Source organism: Providencia stuartii, from assembly GCF_029277985.1.
GTDB classification, from domain to species: Bacteria; Pseudomonadota; Gammaproteobacteria; order Enterobacterales; family Enterobacteriaceae; genus Providencia; species Providencia zhejiangensis.
Window position 1 is genome coordinate 1,827,557 of the sequence record NZ_CP119546.1, and the last position, 18,389, is coordinate 1,845,945.

17 protein-coding genes are annotated in these 18,389 nt (G+C 40.1%); 12 read left to right on the plus strand and 5 right to left on the minus strand.

Annotated elements, in window-relative coordinates; genetic code table 11:
- The first annotated feature begins 1 nt into the window (after position 1).
- The 5 genes from dedD to P2E05_RS07940 all read left to right on the plus strand — a co-directional run bounded on the left by dedD (position 2) and on the right by P2E05_RS07940 (position 5,106).
- Positions 2-658: a cell division protein DedD gene (dedD, locus tag P2E05_RS07920; protein WP_163861114.1), complete on the plus strand. Its 657-nt coding sequence runs from the start codon at positions 2-4 to the stop codon at positions 656-658.
- Between the two features lie 179 nt (positions 659-837).
- Positions 838-1,341, plus strand: a complete 504-nt coding sequence (gene cvpA / locus P2E05_RS07925) for a colicin V production protein (RefSeq protein WP_154624027.1) — start codon at positions 838-840, stop codon at positions 1,339-1,341.
- A gap of 14 nt (positions 1,342-1,355) precedes the next feature.
- Positions 1,356-2,873, plus strand: a complete 1,518-nt coding sequence (gene purF, locus P2E05_RS07930; protein ID WP_154635736.1) for an amidophosphoribosyltransferase — start codon at positions 1,356-1,358, stop codon at positions 2,871-2,873.
- 762 nt (positions 2,874-3,635) lie between these two features.
- A complete protein-coding gene (locus P2E05_RS07935; RefSeq protein ID WP_154623565.1) occupies positions 3,636-4,460 on the plus strand; it encodes a YwqG family protein in 825 nt (274 codons plus the stop codon).
- A gap of 73 nt (positions 4,461-4,533) precedes the next feature.
- Positions 4,534-5,106, plus strand: coding sequence for a UbiX family flavin prenyltransferase (locus P2E05_RS07940; protein WP_154623566.1), 573 nt, complete (start codon positions 4,534-4,536; stop codon positions 5,104-5,106).
- 112 nt (positions 5,107-5,218) lie between these two features.
- Here the strand turns inward: P2E05_RS07940 and P2E05_RS07945 are convergent, their stop codons facing one another.
- Both P2E05_RS07945 and P2E05_RS07950 read right to left on the minus strand, forming a co-directional pair.
- Complete coding sequence (locus tag P2E05_RS07945; RefSeq protein ID WP_163861118.1) at positions 5,219-5,953, minus strand: methyltransferase family protein; 735 nt, start codon at positions 5,951-5,953, stop codon at positions 5,219-5,221.
- 275 nt (positions 5,954-6,228) lie between these two features.
- A complete protein-coding gene (locus P2E05_RS07950) occupies positions 6,229-7,131 on the minus strand; it encodes a TIGR01777 family oxidoreductase (RefSeq protein ID WP_163861120.1) in 903 nt (300 codons plus the stop codon).
- Positions 7,132-7,428: 297 nt separating this feature from the next.
- Between P2E05_RS07950 and yfcD the strand changes: the two genes are divergently transcribed.
- The 4 genes from yfcD (at position 7,429) to P2E05_RS07970 (ending at position 11,089) form a co-directional block, all read left to right on the plus strand.
- Complete coding sequence (gene yfcD / locus P2E05_RS07955) at positions 7,429-7,971, plus strand: NUDIX hydrolase YfcD (protein ID WP_163861122.1); 543 nt, start codon at positions 7,429-7,431, stop codon at positions 7,969-7,971.
- 215 nt (positions 7,972-8,186) lie between these two features.
- Positions 8,187-9,422 (plus strand): M24 family metallopeptidase, encoded by a 1,236-nt coding sequence (locus P2E05_RS07960; protein ID WP_154622644.1) that lies wholly within the window; start codon positions 8,187-8,189, stop codon positions 9,420-9,422.
- A gap of 18 nt (positions 9,423-9,440) precedes the next feature.
- Positions 9,441-9,638 carry a DUF3311 domain-containing protein gene (locus P2E05_RS07965; protein ID WP_154622643.1) on the plus strand — a complete coding sequence of 66 codons (198 nt, stop codon included), beginning with the start codon at positions 9,441-9,443 and terminating at the stop codon, positions 9,636-9,638.
- Positions 9,635-11,089 carry a sodium:solute symporter family protein gene (locus tag P2E05_RS07970; protein ID WP_154622642.1) on the plus strand — a complete coding sequence of 485 codons (1,455 nt, stop codon included), beginning with the start codon at positions 9,635-9,637 and terminating at the stop codon, positions 11,087-11,089. The genes P2E05_RS07965 and P2E05_RS07970 overlap by 4 nt, the downstream gene beginning before the upstream one ends.
- Positions 11,090-11,258: 169 nt before the next feature.
- On the opposite strand, the gene P2E05_RS07975 is transcribed toward P2E05_RS07970, so the two are convergent.
- The 3 genes from P2E05_RS07975 to ackA all read right to left on the minus strand — a co-directional run bounded on the left by P2E05_RS07975 (position 11,259) and on the right by ackA (position 15,971).
- A complete protein-coding gene (locus tag P2E05_RS07975) occupies positions 11,259-12,359 on the minus strand; it encodes a hypothetical protein (protein ID WP_276123081.1) in 1,101 nt (366 codons plus the stop codon).
- A gap of 181 nt (positions 12,360-12,540) precedes the next feature.
- Positions 12,541-14,685, minus strand: coding sequence for a phosphate acetyltransferase (pta, locus tag P2E05_RS07980; protein ID WP_163861126.1), 2,145 nt, complete (start codon positions 14,683-14,685; stop codon positions 12,541-12,543).
- An 83-nt stretch (positions 14,686-14,768) separates the two neighbouring features.
- Entirely contained in the window at positions 14,769-15,971 is a 1,203-nt protein-coding gene (gene ackA / locus P2E05_RS07985; protein ID WP_163861128.1) for an acetate kinase, read from the minus strand.
- Positions 15,972-16,577: 606 nt separating this feature from the next.
- Here ackA and yfbV point away from each other — a divergent pair.
- From yfbV to P2E05_RS08000, 3 genes are all read left to right on the plus strand, one after another.
- On the plus strand, positions 16,578-17,033 hold the full coding sequence (yfbV, locus tag P2E05_RS07990) for a terminus macrodomain insulation protein YfbV (protein WP_154622732.1): 456 nt from the start codon (positions 16,578-16,580) through the stop codon (positions 17,031-17,033).
- Between the two features lie 127 nt (positions 17,034-17,160).
- Entirely contained in the window at positions 17,161-17,655 is a 495-nt protein-coding gene (locus tag P2E05_RS07995; protein ID WP_154622734.1) for a YfbU family protein, read from the plus strand.
- Between the two features lie 21 nt (positions 17,656-17,676).
- On the plus strand, positions 17,677-18,351 hold the full coding sequence (locus tag P2E05_RS08000) for a sugar phosphatase (RefSeq protein ID WP_163861130.1): 675 nt from the start codon (positions 17,677-17,679) through the stop codon (positions 18,349-18,351).
- Positions 18,352-18,389: the final 38 nt, after the last annotated feature.

The following is an 18,389-nucleotide window of genomic DNA, read 5'->3' on the forward strand; positions in this document are numbered from 1 at the left end:
AGTGGCAAGTAAATTTCAGAATCGTCTTGTCGGTGCCATTGTATTAGTGGCGGCGGGGATCATTGTATTACCGGCGTTACTGGATGGTGATAAGAAATATAATGAAAATGAATTTGCGGCCATTCCTATTATACCGAAACCGGGTGATGAGCAGGATATTGAAGCCATTGCACCACTGACACAAAATGCCGCATCTGGAGAAGCATCGGAAGCGATGTTGTCAGAAGCGCTGTCTGAGCAAAGGCAGGAGCAACAACAAAGTCAATCAGCTTCCACAGCTCAAGACGTGCCGGCTATTCCTGCTGAGCAGCCAATAAAGGTGGAGCCAAAGCCTGAGCCGAAACCAACGCCGAAACCTGAAGTTAAACCAGAACCTAAGCCAAAACCGGAGCCTAAACCTGAAGTTCAGGCACCGCAAGGCAAAGCGTTTGTGGTACAACTGGGTGCGTTGAAAAATTCTGCAAAAGTGGAGGAAATTGTCGCTAAATTAAGATTGTCAGGATATCAGGTTTATACGGTACCTTCTCGACCTGTTAATGGGCAATTGACACGGATCTTTGTTGGACCAGAAGCATCAAGGCAGCGTTTAGAAAGTGCTTTACCTGAATTGAGGTCAATAACCGGTTTACAAGGTGAGATTAGGGCTTTTAAACCATGATGCTTAAATAGGAATATCATAAAAAGCTTGAGCTTTTAATCAATTACAGCGGCGAAGAAGAATTTTTCTTTTCGCCGTTGGTTTTTTTAAATTGTATGTAAATTGGTTACGCAAACGTTTTCGTTTTCTGTTAGAATGCACTCCAGCCACTGCCGTGGGTGCGAATTTTGGAATAAGATATGGTCTGGTTAGATTACGCAATTATTGCCATCATTGGCTTCTCGGCACTGGTAAGCCTGATCCGTGGGTTTGTTCGAGAGGCGTTATCGCTGGTTACATGGGGCTGTGCATTTTTTGTTGCGAGTACTTTTTATCCTTATTTGGCGGAATATTTTACACGCTTTGAGGATGTACTCGTGAGAAATGGCATCGCTATCGCTGCCTTGTTTATTGCTACATTAATTGTCGGGGCAGTAGTTAACTATGTAATTAGTTCTCTAGTTCAAAAAACTGGCTTATCGGGTACAGATCGTGTTCTGGGGATCTGCTTCGGAGCGTTGCGTGGGGTATTGATTGTATCGGCATTACTCTTTTTTCTCGATACCTTTACACCTTTGCCTCAAAGTGAGGATTGGCAACGTTCAGAACTTATTCCGCAGTTCAGTCATATAATCAGGTGGTTTTTTGACTACCTGCAAAATGCGTCAAGTTTCCTACCGGAGAATATTTCTCCGTCTGGCTGATGAGGAAAGACTAAATGTGCGGTATTGTCGGTATCGCCGGTGTAACACCGGTCAACCAATCAATTTATGATGCTTTAACGGTGTTACAGCACCGTGGGCAAGATGCAGCAGGGATTGCTACCATTGATGGCAAAAATAATATTCGTTTACGTAAAGCGAATGGCCTCGTAAAAGATGTTTTTGAAACGCGGCATATGCTTCGACTACAAGGTTGTATGGGTATTGGTCATGTACGTTATCCAACCGCAGGAAGCTCGAGCGCATCGGAAGCACAGCCCTTCTATGTGAACTCGCCTTTTGGTATCACCCTTGCTCATAATGGTAATCTGACAAATGCGCATGAACTTACGCGCCGTTTATTTGAAACCGCTCGTCGCCATGTTAACACCACCTCAGATTCTGAGATCCTATTGAATATCTTGGCTTATGAATTGGATCGCTTCGATCATTTTCCATTGGAGCCAGATAATGTTTTCACTGCGGTTGCAGAGATGCATAAAAGATTACGTGGGGCATACGCTTGTGTTGCACTGATTATTGGCCATGGGATGTTAGCGTTTCGTGACCCTTATGGTATCCGCCCATTGGTCTTAGGACGTCGCGTATTAGAAAATGGCGCGCAAGAGTACATGGTTGCTTCAGAAAGTGTTGCTCTTGATACGTTAGGCTTTGAATTCTTACGTGATGTAGCACCTGGTGAAGCGGTTTATGTGACAGAACAAGGGCAATTGTATACGCGCCAATGTGCAGAAAATCCTCAATTAACCCCCTGCTTATTTGAGTATGTCTACTTTGCTCGCCCAGATTCATTTATCGATAAAATATCGGTTTATAATGCTAGGTTACGCATGGGGCAAAAGCTTGGCGCGAAAATTGCGCGTGAGTGGGAAGATTTGCAAATTGATGTCGTCATCCCAATTCCTGAAACATCTTGTGATATTGCCTTAGAAATCGCTCATATCCTAGATAAGCCATACCGCCAAGGTTTTGTGAAAAACCGTTATGTTGGTCGTACTTTTATCATGCCAGGTCAGCAAGAGCGCCGTAAATCAGTTCGTCGTAAACTGAATGCAAATCGTGCTGAATTTCGTGATAAAAACGTATTATTAGTTGATGACTCAATCGTTCGTGGTACGACTTCCGAGCAAATTGTTGAACTCGCACGTGAGGCAGGTGCAAAAAATGTTTATTTTGCCTCTGCGGCGCCAGAAGTTCGTTTCCCAAATGTGTATGGTATTGATATGCCAAATGCAAATGAGTTAATTGCTCATGGTCGTGAAGTTGATGAGATCCGTAAATTAATTGGTGCTGATGGGTTAATTTTCCAAGATCTTAGCGACCTTATTGCTGCTGTTCGTGAAGAAAATCCGGAAATCAATGAATTTGAATGTTCAGTGTTTGATGGTATTTATGTCACAAAAGATATCGATCAAAGCTACTTAGATTATCTTGAGAATCTACGTAAAGATGACGAGTTAAAAATTAAAGATCAAAACGAAATTGAAAATTTAGAAATTTACAACGAAGGTTAATTATTTCTAGGTTAATAAGAAACCAGCCGATTGTATTATGGCTGGTTTTTTTATGAGAAAAATCATAGTGTCAACATTTGGTCAGTGGTATTACCCGTGTTTAAACAACTCAGTAAACAACATGAATAAACAAAGGCAGTGCCATGTTCTCATTCATAAATGCCAGCGAGAAATCTGCTGAACACCATTTAGCTTGTGCCTTCTGTTTCAACGGGTCGGTAATGATCCTCCAAGGGTGAATTGATACACGGCTTGCCTAAGGGGAACGGCCTGACGCGAAAGCGATGCTCAAAGGTCAAGAGGCTAGCTGTATGTAGAGGCACAGTGCAAGAAAAACATAAATACTCCCCGTATTGCCTGCTACAGAAGCGAGAATCATTCCCTCTAATAAAGTCGAGGAGGGAATATAATGGCAATGAGTGATGGACCTACTTAAACCAATGATTAAGCCCCTTAAATCAGCTCAAGAGTATGACGATAATGGGGAGCCATCCTTGATAAATAGCGGACTCAACAGATGCACCACTGGGCTGTAATGCTATAAACATTAATAACCGATCAGTCAAAGTCAGAATATTAAATCAAAAGAAAACACATTGGCTTCCGAAGGATGGAGTGCTGAATATGGTTGTTCGCGTGAAAAATAATGTGTTGTTGCAACTGATAAGTTAATCACGATTAAGATTTCCAGTTATATCCGATGGAGGCTTTGGCGAGATGGGGTATTTTAATCGAATTACTTATGTGTTTAAGGAACTCTTCATGACGGATTTAACCGCCTTACCAGATGTATTAAAACCTTTTTTAGCTAACATTACCGCGACAAAAAAGCCGACATTGGATATGTCTTTAACGTCAGTCGAGAATCCCATTTTATGGGAAAGTCGTATCGGCGGAGTACCTTATTTGCCTGTAGGCACAGATTTTCCCGTTGATAGTCATGGCGTTCCTCTAAAGCTGTTAGCGCAAATCAACTTTGCACAAATACCTCCACTTGAACACTACCCAAAAACAGGGCTGTTGCAGTTTTTTATTGGTGGTGATGACTTGTATGGTGCAGACTTTGATGATCTACAAGCTCAAAAAGATTTTCGCGTTATCTATTGGGAAAATATCATTGAAGACGCTTCACAACTGCAACAAGACTTTTCTGCAATTGAATCGGCTTATAACGATGAGTATTACTCACCGATTGAAGGGCAATTTAGTATCGAATTTACGCCATCTACGCAATATATAAGTTCGGAAGATTTTCAGTTTGGTCGCAAAGTGTTAGGTGTTGATAATCTATATGATTATGAAGAGCAGTTTGCAGGTGAAGATTTTTACGATGAATGGTTAGAGCCATATAATGAATACTTTGGCGCTAACGGCCATCGCCTTGGGGGTTACCCATTTTTTACTCAAACCGACCCAAGGGAATATCGTGAAGAAATTCAAGATTATGTCCTATTACTGCAAATAGACAGTGATTATGAGACCGGCATTCTGTGGGGAGATATCGGTGTCGGTAACTTCTTTATTCATCCGGATGATTTAAAAAATAAAGATTTCAGTAAAGTGGTATATAACTGGGATTGTGGTTGATAGATTTAGAGGCTTTTCGTTGCGATAATTGCTACTATTAGCATGGATAAACATGAATCGTACGGGGAGCAGGATGAAGAAGCTAATCATTGGATTGACAGGGGCAAGTGGTGCAATTTATGGCGTTAGGCTATTAGAGGTGCTAAAACCTGTTAAAAATGTGGAAACACATTTAGTGATGAGTGCTGCTGCCCGCCAAACATTATCACTAGAAACTCGCTATACAGTCAAAGAGGTTCAACAACTGGCTGACCATAATTACGATAGCCGCGATATTGCCGCGGCGATTTCATCGGGCTCTTTTCGTACAGCAGGTATGGTGATTATGCCATGTACCATGAAAACACTTTCAGGTATTGTTCATAGCTATACTGATACGCTAGTGACACGAGCTGCCGATGTCGTATTAAAAGAAGGTAAAAAGTTAGTATTAGGCGTTCGTGAAACGCCGTTACATTTAGGGCATTTACGACTACTGGTTCAAGCTGCTGAAATGGGGGCGGTGATCATGCCTCCAATGCCCGCTTTTTATCATCAACCGCAAACGATTCTTGATATTGTAGACCAAACGGTTAATCGTATTCTTGATCAATTTGATATTGAATTAGAACAAGAGCTCTTTACCCGTTGGCAAGGCGCAAAATAATCACTAAAGCTTATTGAGGTTGATATTTCATCAATAAGCTTCATTATCATGTTGAGCGATGATGCTAGTGATAGGCTTATTTATAGCATCATTAAATTCATATTGTTCAAGTTTATTTATAGTGATTTTTCGATAATTTGGGAATGATTTTGGGGACTTTTTTTAGATATTCGTGATATTCCTTACCTAAGGTTTCTTTTAAATCAATTTCTTCTAGATAAATACCCCAAAAAATATAAATCGTCATGCCGATATTAAATAGTAATCGTCCACTCGTCATATCTGGCGTGAACCAAAAGGCGATTAAAAAGCCAGTCATCATAGGATGGCGTGTTAATTTATAAAACCCTCTCATTTGAAATGGGATGTGGGTATATGCTTTATTTTTCCATTGTAACCATGATTGGCGTAAGCCATATAAATCAGTATGACTGACCATAAAGGTTGAAGCAATACAGATTATCCAGCCTAGGCCTCCGATAATATTTAATAGGATTGCGCCCATGCTATGACTAGGTAGCTGCCATAATTTTCCTGGAAGAGGCTGCCAATATATGGCTAACAAAATCAGAACGACACCCGAAACAAACACATAAGTATTACGTTCAATGGCAGGTGAGCAAGGGTAACGTTGTTTGAATTTTAATCTGGCGGGTATGGAGTGCGATAAAGCAAATAATATCATTAAACCAATATTTATTAACCAAGGCATAATACCTGATATACTGTCATTACTCATCATATTATGAATGCCAATATTCGTTAACAATAGAAATAAAAAGCCAATGCCAATTAAAAATAAGAGATAGCTGACAACACTGTAAATTAAAATAAGTAATCTTTTCATATCAATTACCACCCGTGTAGTTAGGTAATAGTTCAATGTTCAAAAATATATATAGACGAATATTAAAAAAATAAAAGGTATATGGCTGATAATCACAAGGATTAATTAATAAGGTGATTGTTTTATTTATTTATTGTTTTTATGCGATTTTAGACTTGTTTAATCCTACGGCGTAAGATAATAAGAAGAAAAGCCAGTGAAAGCTTGGCAAAATAACATGTTGTCATAACATGAGAAAATAAACTAAGCCATAAACTCAGTTATGGCTCTTTCATTTATTGGTTTTTAAATAGGTCTTCTAAAGCAATTTTTAATTCAATATATTCAAACTGAAAACCCGCCTCTTCTAAGCGTTTAGGGATTGCTTGTTGGCCGCCTAGAACGAGTGCAGCAGCTTCACCGAGAATGGCTTTAATCGCGAATGCGGGAGTGCGGACAAAAGCAGGACGATTAATGACCTCACCTAAGATTGCCGCAAATTGGTCATTGTGCACAGGGTAGGGGGCGGTCATATTAAATGGTCCTGATAATGTTTTATTATCAAGTAAGAAACAGATAGCATTTACCATATCATTGATATGAATCCATGGCATAAATTGTTTACCATGGCCAATTGGCCCGCCAGCACCCATCTTGAATATAGGGAGCACTTTCGCAAGCGCGCCACCTTTTAGTGAAAGGACAATACCGGTACGCAGCAGGCAAACACGGGTGGAATCCGATTGTGCGTTTTGTGCCAGTGCTTCCCAATGCTGACATAAATAATGAGTGAACTCATCATGTGGTTGCTCTGATTCATCGACAACGACTTGGCCTTGGTCGCCATAATAACCAACAGCGGATCCCGATAAAAAAGTATGGGGGGGTGTATCGCTTGCAGCGATTAATTCTGTTAAACGCTGTGTGATTTTCCATCGGCTATCGCATAATAGCTTTTTCTGTTCCTCACTCCAGCGTTTTTCCGCAATAGGTTCCCCTGCTAAGTTAATAACAGCATCGAATTCATTCAGATTCGTTTTATCTTGCAATGAAGTCCAACACTCGACAGCCTTGCAAAAATGGCTATAGACTTTTTGCGGAGAACGACTTAATACAGTCACCTCGTCTGAACGCGCGACAAGCCGTTGAACCAAAGGGGTACCTATCAGTCCTGTACCACCAGTAATCAGTATCCGCATAATCGCCTCCTGTGAAAAGTTGGATGAGTTAAATAAGGCTCATTTGAGCTAACTATAGCAGCAACTCAGCGATTTTGCTGAGACTGTGTTTTATTTTCTTAAAATAGGTGGTTGTATAGAGAAATAACCGACGATTAAAACCGCCAAGTTGTGATTGTCATACTCAAATTTGCTTGCTATGGCTTGCAAGCTGATCGCGAAAAGAATACCTTGTAACAGGCTGTTCGCTTGACCGATTTCAGCAATAATTCTATGGCATAAAAACTGTGTTAACAGATTGATAAAAAGGTTTTAAGGATGGATGAACAAACCGAGGTGGTTGAGTGGGTTGATATTGTTGATGAAAACAATGAAGTGATCGCCCAAGCTACACGTAGGCAGATGCGAGCAGAAAACTTGCGTCACCGTGCTACTTATATTGTTGTCCACGATGGAATGGGCAGAATTTTGGTACAACGACGTACCAGTATAAAAGATTTCTATCCAGACTATTTAGATGCCACTGCCGGTGGTGTTGTCACTCAAGGTGAAAATATTCTTGATTCTGCTAAACGTGAAGCGGAAGAAGAACTCGGGATTGCAGGTGTTCCTTTTGCTGAGCATGGCTTATTTTATTATGAAGGGGAAAACTGCCGTATATGGGGTGGTTTATTTAGCTGTGTTAGCCATGGGCCATTTGCACTGCAAGAGTCGGAAGTGGCAGAAGTCAGTTGGTTAACACCTGATGAAATTAGTGCTCGTTGCGATGAATTTACGCCTGACTCGTTAAAAGCGTTGTCATTATGGCTAACACGTAATAATGAGTTTGATAAAGCTATTTCATGTTCTGATCAGTCATAGTGACATATAGACTAAATGGAAAGGATAACCTTTTAATCCTTTCCTTGGTTCGCCTTCATACTATTCCGCTTTATAGGTTTACTTATACTATATTATAATAATTAGTTATAACTAATAAGGGTTTTAATTGCTATATTTATGCACCCGCAGGGTTGTACCTTCCCGCAGATAAATTCTTGGTACTCATCTTGAGACATCACCCGAGAGAATAAATAATGACATTTCATAAAGATGTATCTTCTTTAAAACAACAACACCTAGAGAATGTAACGAATAATGCCCGCAAAATTATGGAACGAGAGGGGATTGAAGCGCTCGTTGCGACAGTAAGCGATAACTTTTATCACCTAACAGGTTTTGCAAGCTTCTTTATGTATACCTTTAGGCAGACGGGGTCCGCTATCGCCGTTATTTTTCGCGACCCATCGATTAAATCGCTTGTGATCATGAATGAGTTTGAAGCGGCTAATTTACAGCTGGAAATGCCAAATGCACAAATGCATACATTTCCAATATGGGTCGATGTCGATGACCCCTATAATCCCGATAATGGAAAAGTCATTAAACAAAGACCAATAAACAGCCCAATCGAAACTATCTTCACTCTTTTGAAAGATGCATTAGCGGAAGCGGGTGTTTATGGAAAACCTGTAGCGATTGAACTAAACCAAATTACTCACATGGGTAAAGTCTGGTTGGATAAAGTGATCCCAGGGTTAAATCTAGTCGATTCAGCTCCACTATTTAATGAATTACGCGTGATTAAGAGCGAATGGGAAATCTCACATTTAAGAAAAAGTGCACAGATTACAGAAGCAGGCATTCAAGCTGCTAGTGAGCTTATTAAAGTGGGGTGTACCTCAGCGGAATTAACGGCCGCTTTTAAAGCCAAAGTGATGGAATTTCCAGAAACTAATTATAGTCGATTTAATTTAATTTCTGTCGGCAGTGATTTCTCTCCTAAGATGTTGCCTGAAAATATACCCGCTAAAGAGGGTGACTTAATTAAGTTTGATTGTGGCGTCGATGTTGCGGGCTATGGTGCGGATATCGCTAGAACATTCGTGGTTGGTCAAGCCAATGAGAAGGTTCAAGAAATTTATCAAACCATACATAAAGGCCATGAGTACATGCTAAGTCGCGTTGCACCGGGTGTCCGGCTTAGTGATGTCTTTAATGAAACGATGGCTCTCATTCGTTGCTCTGGATTGCCACACTATAATCGTGGTCATTTGGGGCACGGTGATGGGGTGTTTGTTGGTTTAGAGGAAGCTCCCTTTGTGAGCGCAGCAACGACGGATGTATTCCAAAGTGGAATGGTGATGAGCCTTGAAACGCCATACTACGGAATAGGTATTGGCGGCATTATGATTGAAGATATGCTACTGATTACCGATGATGGTGTTGAAATGTTTAGCCATTTATCTCGTGATTTAATTTCGCGCGGCTAATCAATAAGGAATCTATTCATGAAATGGTATCACTTTTTGGTTATTTTCCCATTATTAGCGCTGACCGTTGGTATTTATTATGCCAATCGGGTTGAGCCTTTTGTGATGGGACTGCCTTTTTTAATGTTTTGGATAGTCATTTGGGTGGTTATTAGCGCATTAATTATGTTGCTAATTAATGTGTTGGATGCAAAAGACACTAAGGAAAAACAATGAGCTCAGCATTAATTGTTATTACGCTGTTTTTCCTATTGAGTATTTATTTGGCCTTAAGGGCGAAAAAAGGCAAGACTATGGATCACGAGGGGTGGTCTGTAGGTGGGCGTAGTTATGGCGCTTTATTAGTCTTTTTACTCAGCGCTGGAGAGATTTACACCACTTTCACCTTTTTAGGTGGGAGTGGTTGGGCATACGGTAAAGGACCTGCAATATTATATACCTTAGCTGTGAATGCGTTTATGGGAATATTTTTATATTGGGTTCACCCGCGTGTATGGCGTTTTGCGAAACAAAATGATGTTCGAACTATCTCTGATTTCTTTGGGGCTAAATATCAGAGCCAAGGCCTAGCATTATTGATTAGCTTAATTTCCATTGCCGCAATGGTTCCTCTTTTTGTATTACAGCTTAAAGGGCTTGGCATTATTGTTTCTCAAGCCTCTTATGGCGCAATTCCGGCAGATATGGCGATTTGGATTGGGATCATCGCAGTGACATTATTTGTGATGATATCGGGAATTCATGGTTCAGCATGGACATCAGCCTTAAAAGATTTGATGATTTTAATTGTTGTACTATTTATTGGTATTTATATCCCATTGCATTACTACGGTAGCTTTGGTGATATGTTTCGTGCAATTGATACAGCAAGCCCTGGTTTTCTGACTTTCTCAGATGAAGGCCTCAATATCCCGTGGTATATTTCAACGATCTTCTTATCTGTGGTGGCTTATTTTTGTTGGCCGCACTATATGGCCGCTGTATTTACCGCTAAAGATGAAAAATCATTAAAACGTAATAGTATTTTAATTCCGGCATACAGTCTGATCATGCTATTCGCTTTTTTTGTCGGTTATGCAGCGATATTACAAATACCGCACCTTGATGGTTCAATGGTTGATTTGTCTTTATTCGAGATCTCTAAATCGACATTCTCACCTATTATTGTTGGCTTTATTGGGGCAGCAGGTATGTTAACTGCCTTAGTGCCAGGTTCAATGTTATTGTTGACGACATCAAATATGTTAGCAGGTGTTGTACAAAAAGCATTGAATGTGAGTGAAGAAAAACGTCAATCAGGTATTTATGCACGGTTTATGGTACCGTTGGTTGCATTAGTTAGCTTGTATTTTATTTTCCACAGTAATGACACCTTAGTGGCTATCATGCTGTTAGGGGTTAATATAGTTGCGCAATTCTTCCCTGCATTATTGATGAGCTTTAGGAAAAATAACCCAATGACGGCGGTAGGCGCTATTGCGGGAATCATCGCGGGTGTTATTTTCCTTGCAGTAACCTATATTGAGCATATTTCATTATCACAACTGTTTCCTTGGTTAGGGAAAGGGTTTGAATTTATGAATATCGGTATTGCTGCCTTTATATTGAACATTATTGTTGCCACTATTGTATCGTTAGCCGTGGGTAAAAAACACAAAGCCGCTTAAAGGTTAGAATCGATAGAGCAAACATGTTTGCTCTATCGCTAATGTTATATTCTCAAACGTATTGGAAACGGTTTTTTATTTAAATCGCGATGACAAGGTTACGCTTAGCACTCACTGGTTAAGCTGTTTCTTATTTTTTAACATAGCGTTCTTCACGGGGCATTTGCCATTAATTGGCTATCAAGCTTTTTTCTACTCTAGGCGCTTGAATATCATCGAATGTTTTATCTGCCACTAATGAGCTGGATAAACTGACGGCATTCTCCCCATCTAATGTCATAAATGAATAAGATTTATTATGAAAAAACTTATCTAAAAACTTAAAAAAGTGCTGTTTATTCGTAGTTTTGAAGAGACCTTCATTAGGTTCAAAAAATTCAAAGAGGGGATTGCCATTGTTGTATTTAACGACTATTCCCATAGAGTGGGTATTACTACTCATATTTCCAATAATATTTTTTTTATTTTCCAGGCTGTGGTCAATGTGTTTTTTTAAACTTTTTGAGGTGAATTTTATATTATCATCAATAAGTTCAATTGAATCGTAATTTATGCTATTAAGGTTTTCAGCTTGCATGAATCTATTTTTTGTAAGATCTAGGTAATAATTCTTTATTAAAGAAAAAAACATAAAAAACAAACCGGTATCTATCTCATTTCTCTCATTGAAACAAAAGTCTTGGATATTCTTAACTAACTGATAATATTTATTATTATCTACTTTATCATCAGTAGGGTTAAGAGTATCTTGATAAAGTTTATTAGTGAACTCATATAGTTCAAAATATGCCTCTGCTTCATCTTCCTTAACTGACGATATATTGATCTTAAATAATCTATTGATGTACTCATGAACACTCTCATGTGAGTGTTTTCTTGACCTGTTGAATTCAGAGATAATATTATTGATAAAATAAGCTATTTGGTAGTGCTTCTGAATATTGTAAGCTTTATTGAAATTTTGGTTTAATACAGCTTTGCTATGTTTTTTTAACGATTTGTAATAGGACGGCCTTAAGTAATTAAGTGGGTTTTTCTGCGTGATATTTTTATAGGCTTTATAGGTTTCTGTGATGTACGTTTCTTCTTGTCCTGCATGAGCATAATATAAAAATGCATTCGTTAATCCGTAACATATGCCTTTTTTGAAGCTATTCACGTTATTAACTCCCACTATTTTTCTAGTGAAAATATTTTTATGCGTATCTTTGTAATAATCGATAATATTAGCTTGATCAAATTTTATTGGGTATGCGGTAGCACCTAACATATCAATCTCCATGTTATTAATGTCTTAAGTGCCTTTATTATTGTTATTTATAGTAATTAGTCTTGCAATTTTCAGCAGTTATAAGAAGGGCGCTTAAACAGAATGCAGATTTTGGCCAATAAAAAAGTCAGCCAATGTTATTTGGCTGACTTGCGTATTAAAATAAAAAGACTATTTGATATTAAGCGTTTTCATTTTGTACGGCTTGGATAGCAGTCAGTGCAACGGTATAAACAATATCATCCACCAGCGCACCGCGAGACAGATCGTTAACTGGTTTACGCATACCTTGCAGCATTGGACCAATAGAAACAAGGTCAGCTGAACGCTGAACAGCTTTATAGGTGGTATTACCGGTGTTCAGATCTGGGAAGATGAACACCGTTGCTTTACCTGCAACAGGCGAATTTGGTGCTTTTGATTTAGCCACATCAGCCATTACAGCGGCGTCATATTGTAATGGACCGTCGATCATTAAATCAGGACGTTTTTCTTGTGCTAAACGTGTTGCTTCACGCACTTTCTCAACATCACTACCCGCACCTGAATTACCGGTTGAGTAAGAGATCATCGCAACGCGTGGTTCGATACCAAATGCTTTGGCTGAATCCGCTGACTGGATAGCAATCTCAGACAGCTGTTCTGCGGTTGGGTCTGGGTTAATCGCACAGTCACCATAAACAAAGACTTGCTCAGGTAACAGCATAAAGAATACCGATGAGACTAATGAGCTACCAGGTGCTGTTTTGATCAGCTGTAGCGGTGGACGGATAGTATTCGCTGTGGTGTGAACTGCACCAGAAACGAGGCCATCAACTTCGCCTTTTTCTAGCATCAGTGTGCCCAATACAACGTTATCTTCGAGTTGCTCACGAGCAACAACTTCAGTCATCCCTTTGTTCTTACGTAGTTCAACCAAACGAGCAACGTAATTTTCACGGACTTTAACAGGATCAACAATCTCAATACCTGTACCTAATTCAATACCTTGAGCAGCCGCTACACGGCGAATATCTTCTGGGTTACCTAGCAGAACACAAGTTGCGATACCGCGTTCAGCACAGATAGAAGCCGCTTTAACAGTACGTGGTTCATCACCTTCAGGTAGAACGATACGTTTACCTGCTTTACGTGCAAGCTCAGTTAATTGATAGCGGAATGCAGGCGGAGACAGGCGGTTAGGGCGCTCAGAATCAGCGACCAGAGACTCAATCCATTCGCTGCTAATGTGGCGAGCGACGTAGTTTTGAATTTTTTCGATACGCTCATGGTCATCGGCAGGGACTTCTAAGCTGAAGCTTTGTAGGTTCAGTGACGTCTGCCAAGTGTTGCTTTTGACCATGAATACCGGTAAGCCAGTTTCAAATGCTTGCTCACAAAGTTGACGAATAGGTTCGTCGATTTGATAACCACCAGTTAATAGGATCGCACCAATTTCTACGCCATTCATCGCAGCCAAAGACGCTGATACGAGAACATCTGGGCGATCTGCTGAGGTAACGAGCAGTGAGCCTGGGCGGAAATGCTCAAGCATATGAGGAATACTACGGGCACAGAAAGTGACTGATTTCACTCGACGAGTTGTAATTTCACCTTCGTTAACAACTTCAGCATTCAAATGTTTTGCCATATCGATGGCACGAGTCGCAATCAGGTCAAAGTTCCAAGGAATAGAAGCCAAAACCGGTAGGGTTAAGCACTCTAAATCTTTAGGCGTGATATTCGCGACAGTTGCTTTCGTTGAATCATCAAAGATTTCAGAAAGGTCAGGGCGAGTACGGCCTTGTTCATCGACAGGGGCATTCACTTTATTGACAATCACACCAATAATGTTTTTATTGCGTTGACCACCAAATTCGTTACGTACTAACTCAAGACGCTCTTTCATCTGAGTAATATTGCTATTACCTGGCGCTGTGACAAATACAATTTCAGCTCCCAGTGTTTTCGCAATTTCATAGTTTAGTGATTGTGCAAAAGAGTGTTTGCGGGTCGGCACTAAACCTTCAATTAAGACCACTTCAGCATTTTTAGTTTGCTCATGATAACGCGCAACAATCTCTTCCATCAGAATGTCTTTTTTTGAAGAGGTCAATAATGACTCAACATATTCCATTTTTAATGGTTCGACGATGGTAGTAAGACTGGAATGAGAGCGTAAAACTTCAGTGGTTTGATCTTTGTTACCAGAAATGCGTGGCTGAGCGATAGGTTTAAACACGCTCAACTGGACACCTTTTTGTTCCATTGAACGAACGACACCTAAGCTGACGCTAGTCAAACCAACGCTAGTGCCGGTAGGAATTAACATAATTGTACGAGACACGGGAACCTCTTTATCGGTTACTCTAATAAACAACAGTATTATAAAGTAGTACCGCCAGCGGGTTAGGCTGGCGGTATGGGATCTTAAGCTGTTAAACGAGCAGAATCTTGGGCAATTACGAGCTCTTCGTTGGTTGGAATAACCAGAGCTGGTCGGCTGTTATCAGTGGTGATTAAGCCTTCTTTACCGAAGCGTGCTGCTAAGTTACGTTCATGATCATACTCGAATCCAAGTAGCGCTAATTTTTTCAGTGTTAATTCACGTACTTGTGCTGAGTTTTCACCGATGCCACCAGTAAAGATAATTGCATCAAGGCGACCTTCCATCAGTGCGCTATAAGCACCGACATATTTCGCTAGGCGGTGACAGAAAACATCCATTGCACGTTTTGCGTCTGCTTTAGTTTCGTAGTTATCTTCAACATAACGGCAATCGCTGGTGACCCCCGTTAAGCCCAAAAGGCCAGACTCTTTAGTCAGCATTTTGTTAATTTGATCGACACTCATGCCTAATGAGTCATGCAGATGGAAAATGATAGCAGGATCGATATCACCGCTACGCGTTCCCATAACTAAGCCTTCTAATGGTGTTAGCCCCATAGAAGTATCTACACATTGACCATTAACAATCGCAGTGACTGAACCGCCATTACCTAAATGGCAAGTGATAACGTTAAGTTCTTCAACAGGTTTGTTGAGTTTTTTAGCCGCTTCACGTGACACATAGTAGTGACTCGTGCCGTGAGCGCCATAACGACGGATGCTATGCTCTTCATATAATTCATATGGCAGTGCATAGAGGTAAGCTTCTTCAGGCATTGTTTGGTGGAACGCCGTATCGAAAACCGCGACGTTTTTATTCACTAATTCAGGGAATGCCTTTTTCGCTTCCTCGATACCAATCAAGTGAGCTGGGTTATGCAAAGGTGCAAATGGAATGGCTGCTTTAATACCTTCAACAACTTCATCAGTAATTAACACAGAAGAAGTGAATTTTTCGCCGCCGTGAACAATACGATGGCCAATAGATGAAATTTGAGCAGACAGTTCAGGTTTTGCTGCAAGAATCGTGTTAACAATGAAATTTAGCGCTTCACTGTGTGCAGCACCTGCACCTAATTCCGCTTCATGCTTAGCGCCATCCATTTTCCATTTAATACGGGCTTCCGGCAAATTAAAGCACTCAGCTAATCCAGATAAATATTCATCGCCATTAGTTGGATCGATGATGGCGAATTTCAGTGAGGAGCTACCGCAGTTTAGAACCAGTACCAGCTTACTTGACATGGAAATACCTATCGTTAATTGTTGTTGTGAAGCCTTTAATTAGCAGACTGCATAAAAAGACTTTGTAAAAAATTATGAGCAGCTAGTAGAGCCTAGCGCATTTAACACCTGATATTTCATGATTGATATCATGATAATGATGAATACATAAAGATATCGATGTCTAATTAAGGGGTTAAAAGGCGATGTTGTTATGGTGCTAAGTTTTCTTGAGTTAACTTAACGCCAGGTGTTGAAATAATACGCAAAAACCCCAATCTATATCAAAGCTGTCGATGAATAAAAGCCAAATATTAGCTACAAAAATTCTCCAGCAATGCTAAACGCGGCAATTCTACTAAAAATATTTTATATTTTGTACGTTTTTTTTAGAAATAACCGCTTTGATTGATTAAAATCATAAGCATCGTGAAAAATACGCATTTTATGCAAATTTACCTATCAATCAGAATAGCTGATTTCGCCGAAAATGGTCATGTTTATGCTTAAATAATTCAAAATTATCTCTTAGTGTGTATACATAGGCATTATTGATAAAATAGCGTAAGGTAGGTAACAAGACTTGTTATTTCGTGATATAGATTTGTTAGTTGCAGGAAGGTCATTATGAGTACATTGCAAAACTCACCGCCAGGTTTTTTTAAACGCTTTAGGTTGGGGAACCTGTACCTAAAAACATTTCCTATGGAGAAAAAATTATCTCCCGTTTTTCCTGAACTGCGTATGATCAAAGCGACACGTTTTGGCATCCGCTTTATGCCGCCAATTGCGATATTTACCTTAACTTGGCAAATAGCCTTAGGGGGGGAACTCGGGCCAGCAGTGGCGACAGCCTTATTTGCTTGTAGTTTACCTATGCAAGGATTGTGGTGGTTAGGTAAGAGAGCATCAACGCCGCTTCCTGCCAGTTTATTGAATTGGTTTCATGAAATTCGTGAGAAATTTACTCAAGCAGGTATCGCAATAGCCCCTATCGAACAGCAGCCTGATTACTTGGCGTTAGCGCAATTATTAAAGCGAGCATTTAAGCAATTAGACAAGTCATTCATGGATGACGTTTAAGTGAAAAGCTCGATTTAACAACAAGTAATGAAAAAAGGTTGTCTAGATCAATAAAAGTGATGTTTTCACTGTCCATCATGAATATTGAATGCGAAGATAAGTTAAACATTTTCCGAGGAGAATCATGATGGAAATGACCAATGCACAACGCTTAATTCTATCCAATCAATATAAAATGATGACTATGCTTGATCCTGAAAACGCGGATCGTTATCGCCGTTTACAAACGATTATTGAGCGTGGCTTTGGCTTACAAATGCGTGAGCTTGATAGAGACTTTGGTGAGTTAAGTGAAAGTACTTGCCGCACGGTAATTGATATTATGGAGATGTATCACGCATTGCAGGTGTCATATGGTAATATGAGCGACGCCCAAGGCGTTGACCCTCGTCGTGTACAATTCTTAGGCTTTGATGCTGCGACAGAAGCGCGTTATTTGAGTTATGTTCGTTTTATGGTGAACACTGAAGGTCGTTACACGCATTTCGATAGTGGAACTCATGGTTTCAACTCGCAAACGCCTATGTGGGATAAATATGTGCGAATGTTGGGAATCTGGCGTGCATGTCCTCGTCAATACCACTTATCGGCAGTCGAAATTAGTCAAATTATCAATGCATAATGTGTTGTTTAAGGGGTAAAAGTGGAGTTAAAAGCAAAAGGTTTTTTATTTGATCTCGATGGTACCTTAGTCGATTCATTAGCCGTTGTAGAGCGTTGCTGGTGTTTATTTGGTGAAGAAATAGGCGTAAGTCGTGATGAAATTATTCATTTTATCCATGGAAAGCCTGCTTTAACGAGTTTACGACACTTTATGCCTGAAGCCAGCGAAGATGAAATTAAAGCACGTTTTCGCTGGTTAGAAGAGATGGAAGCCTCGGATACTGAAGGTGTTATAGCCTTATCTGGTGCTGTGGCATTACTTCAGCGATTAGATGAGTTAGCGGTACCATGGGCCATTGTGACATCGGGAACCGTACCGATTGCCCATGGTCGTCAACAGGCCGCAGGATTACCAGAACCTAAACACTGGGTTACGTTTGAAAAAGTGTCTAAAGGTAAACCAGACCCTGAACCTTTTTTATTAGGGGCGAAAGCCTTAAATTTAGATCCAAAAGACTGTATTGCGTTTGAAGATGCTCAAGCTGGGATTTATTCGGCTCTTGATGCCGGTTGTCAAGTGGTGGCGGTCCATGCACCAGAGAGTATGCCAAGAAGAGAACAAATTCATGCGATAATCAGTTCATTAACGCAAGTTTCGGTAACTCACTCAGACAAAAATGGTGTTTTTACACTATTAGTGTCAAAAAATGTTTAACAGCGAATTAATCAAGGAATTTCCCCGTAAAACATGAT

Coding starts and splice junctions, on each gene's coding strand:
- purF (WP_154635736.1), top strand. CDS start 1,356: ATGTGCGGTATTGTCGGTATCGCCGGTGTAACACCGGTCAACCAATCA.
- P2E05_RS07970 (WP_154622642.1), top strand. CDS start 9,635: ATGAGCTCAGCATTAATTGTTATTACGCTGTTTTTCCTATTGAGTATT.
- cvpA (WP_154624027.1), top strand. CDS start 838: ATGGTCTGGTTAGATTACGCAATTATTGCCATCATTGGCTTCTCGGCA.
- P2E05_RS07935 (WP_154623565.1), top strand. CDS start 3,636: ATGACGGATTTAACCGCCTTACCAGATGTATTAAAACCTTTTTTAGCT.
- P2E05_RS07950 (WP_163861120.1), bottom strand. CDS start 7,131: ATGCGGATACTGATTACTGGTGGTACAGGACTGATAGGTACCCCTTTG.
- P2E05_RS07965 (WP_154622643.1), top strand. CDS start 9,441: ATGAAATGGTATCACTTTTTGGTTATTTTCCCATTATTAGCGCTGACC.
- P2E05_RS07975 (WP_276123081.1), bottom strand. CDS start 12,359: ATGTTAGGTGCTACCGCATACCCAATAAAATTTGATCAAGCTAATATT.
- P2E05_RS07960 (WP_154622644.1), top strand. CDS start 8,187: ATGACATTTCATAAAGATGTATCTTCTTTAAAACAACAACACCTAGAG.
- yfcD (WP_163861122.1), top strand. CDS start 7,429: ATGGATGAACAAACCGAGGTGGTTGAGTGGGTTGATATTGTTGATGAA.
- yfbV (WP_154622732.1), top strand. CDS start 16,578: ATGAGTACATTGCAAAACTCACCGCCAGGTTTTTTTAAACGCTTTAGG.
- P2E05_RS07940 (WP_154623566.1), top strand. CDS start 4,534: ATGAAGAAGCTAATCATTGGATTGACAGGGGCAAGTGGTGCAATTTAT.
- P2E05_RS07945 (WP_163861118.1), bottom strand. CDS start 5,953: ATGAAAAGATTACTTATTTTAATTTACAGTGTTGTCAGCTATCTCTTA.
- ackA (WP_163861128.1), bottom strand. CDS start 15,971: ATGTCAAGTAAGCTGGTACTGGTTCTAAACTGCGGTAGCTCCTCACTG.
- P2E05_RS07995 (WP_154622734.1), top strand. CDS start 17,161: ATGGAAATGACCAATGCACAACGCTTAATTCTATCCAATCAATATAAA.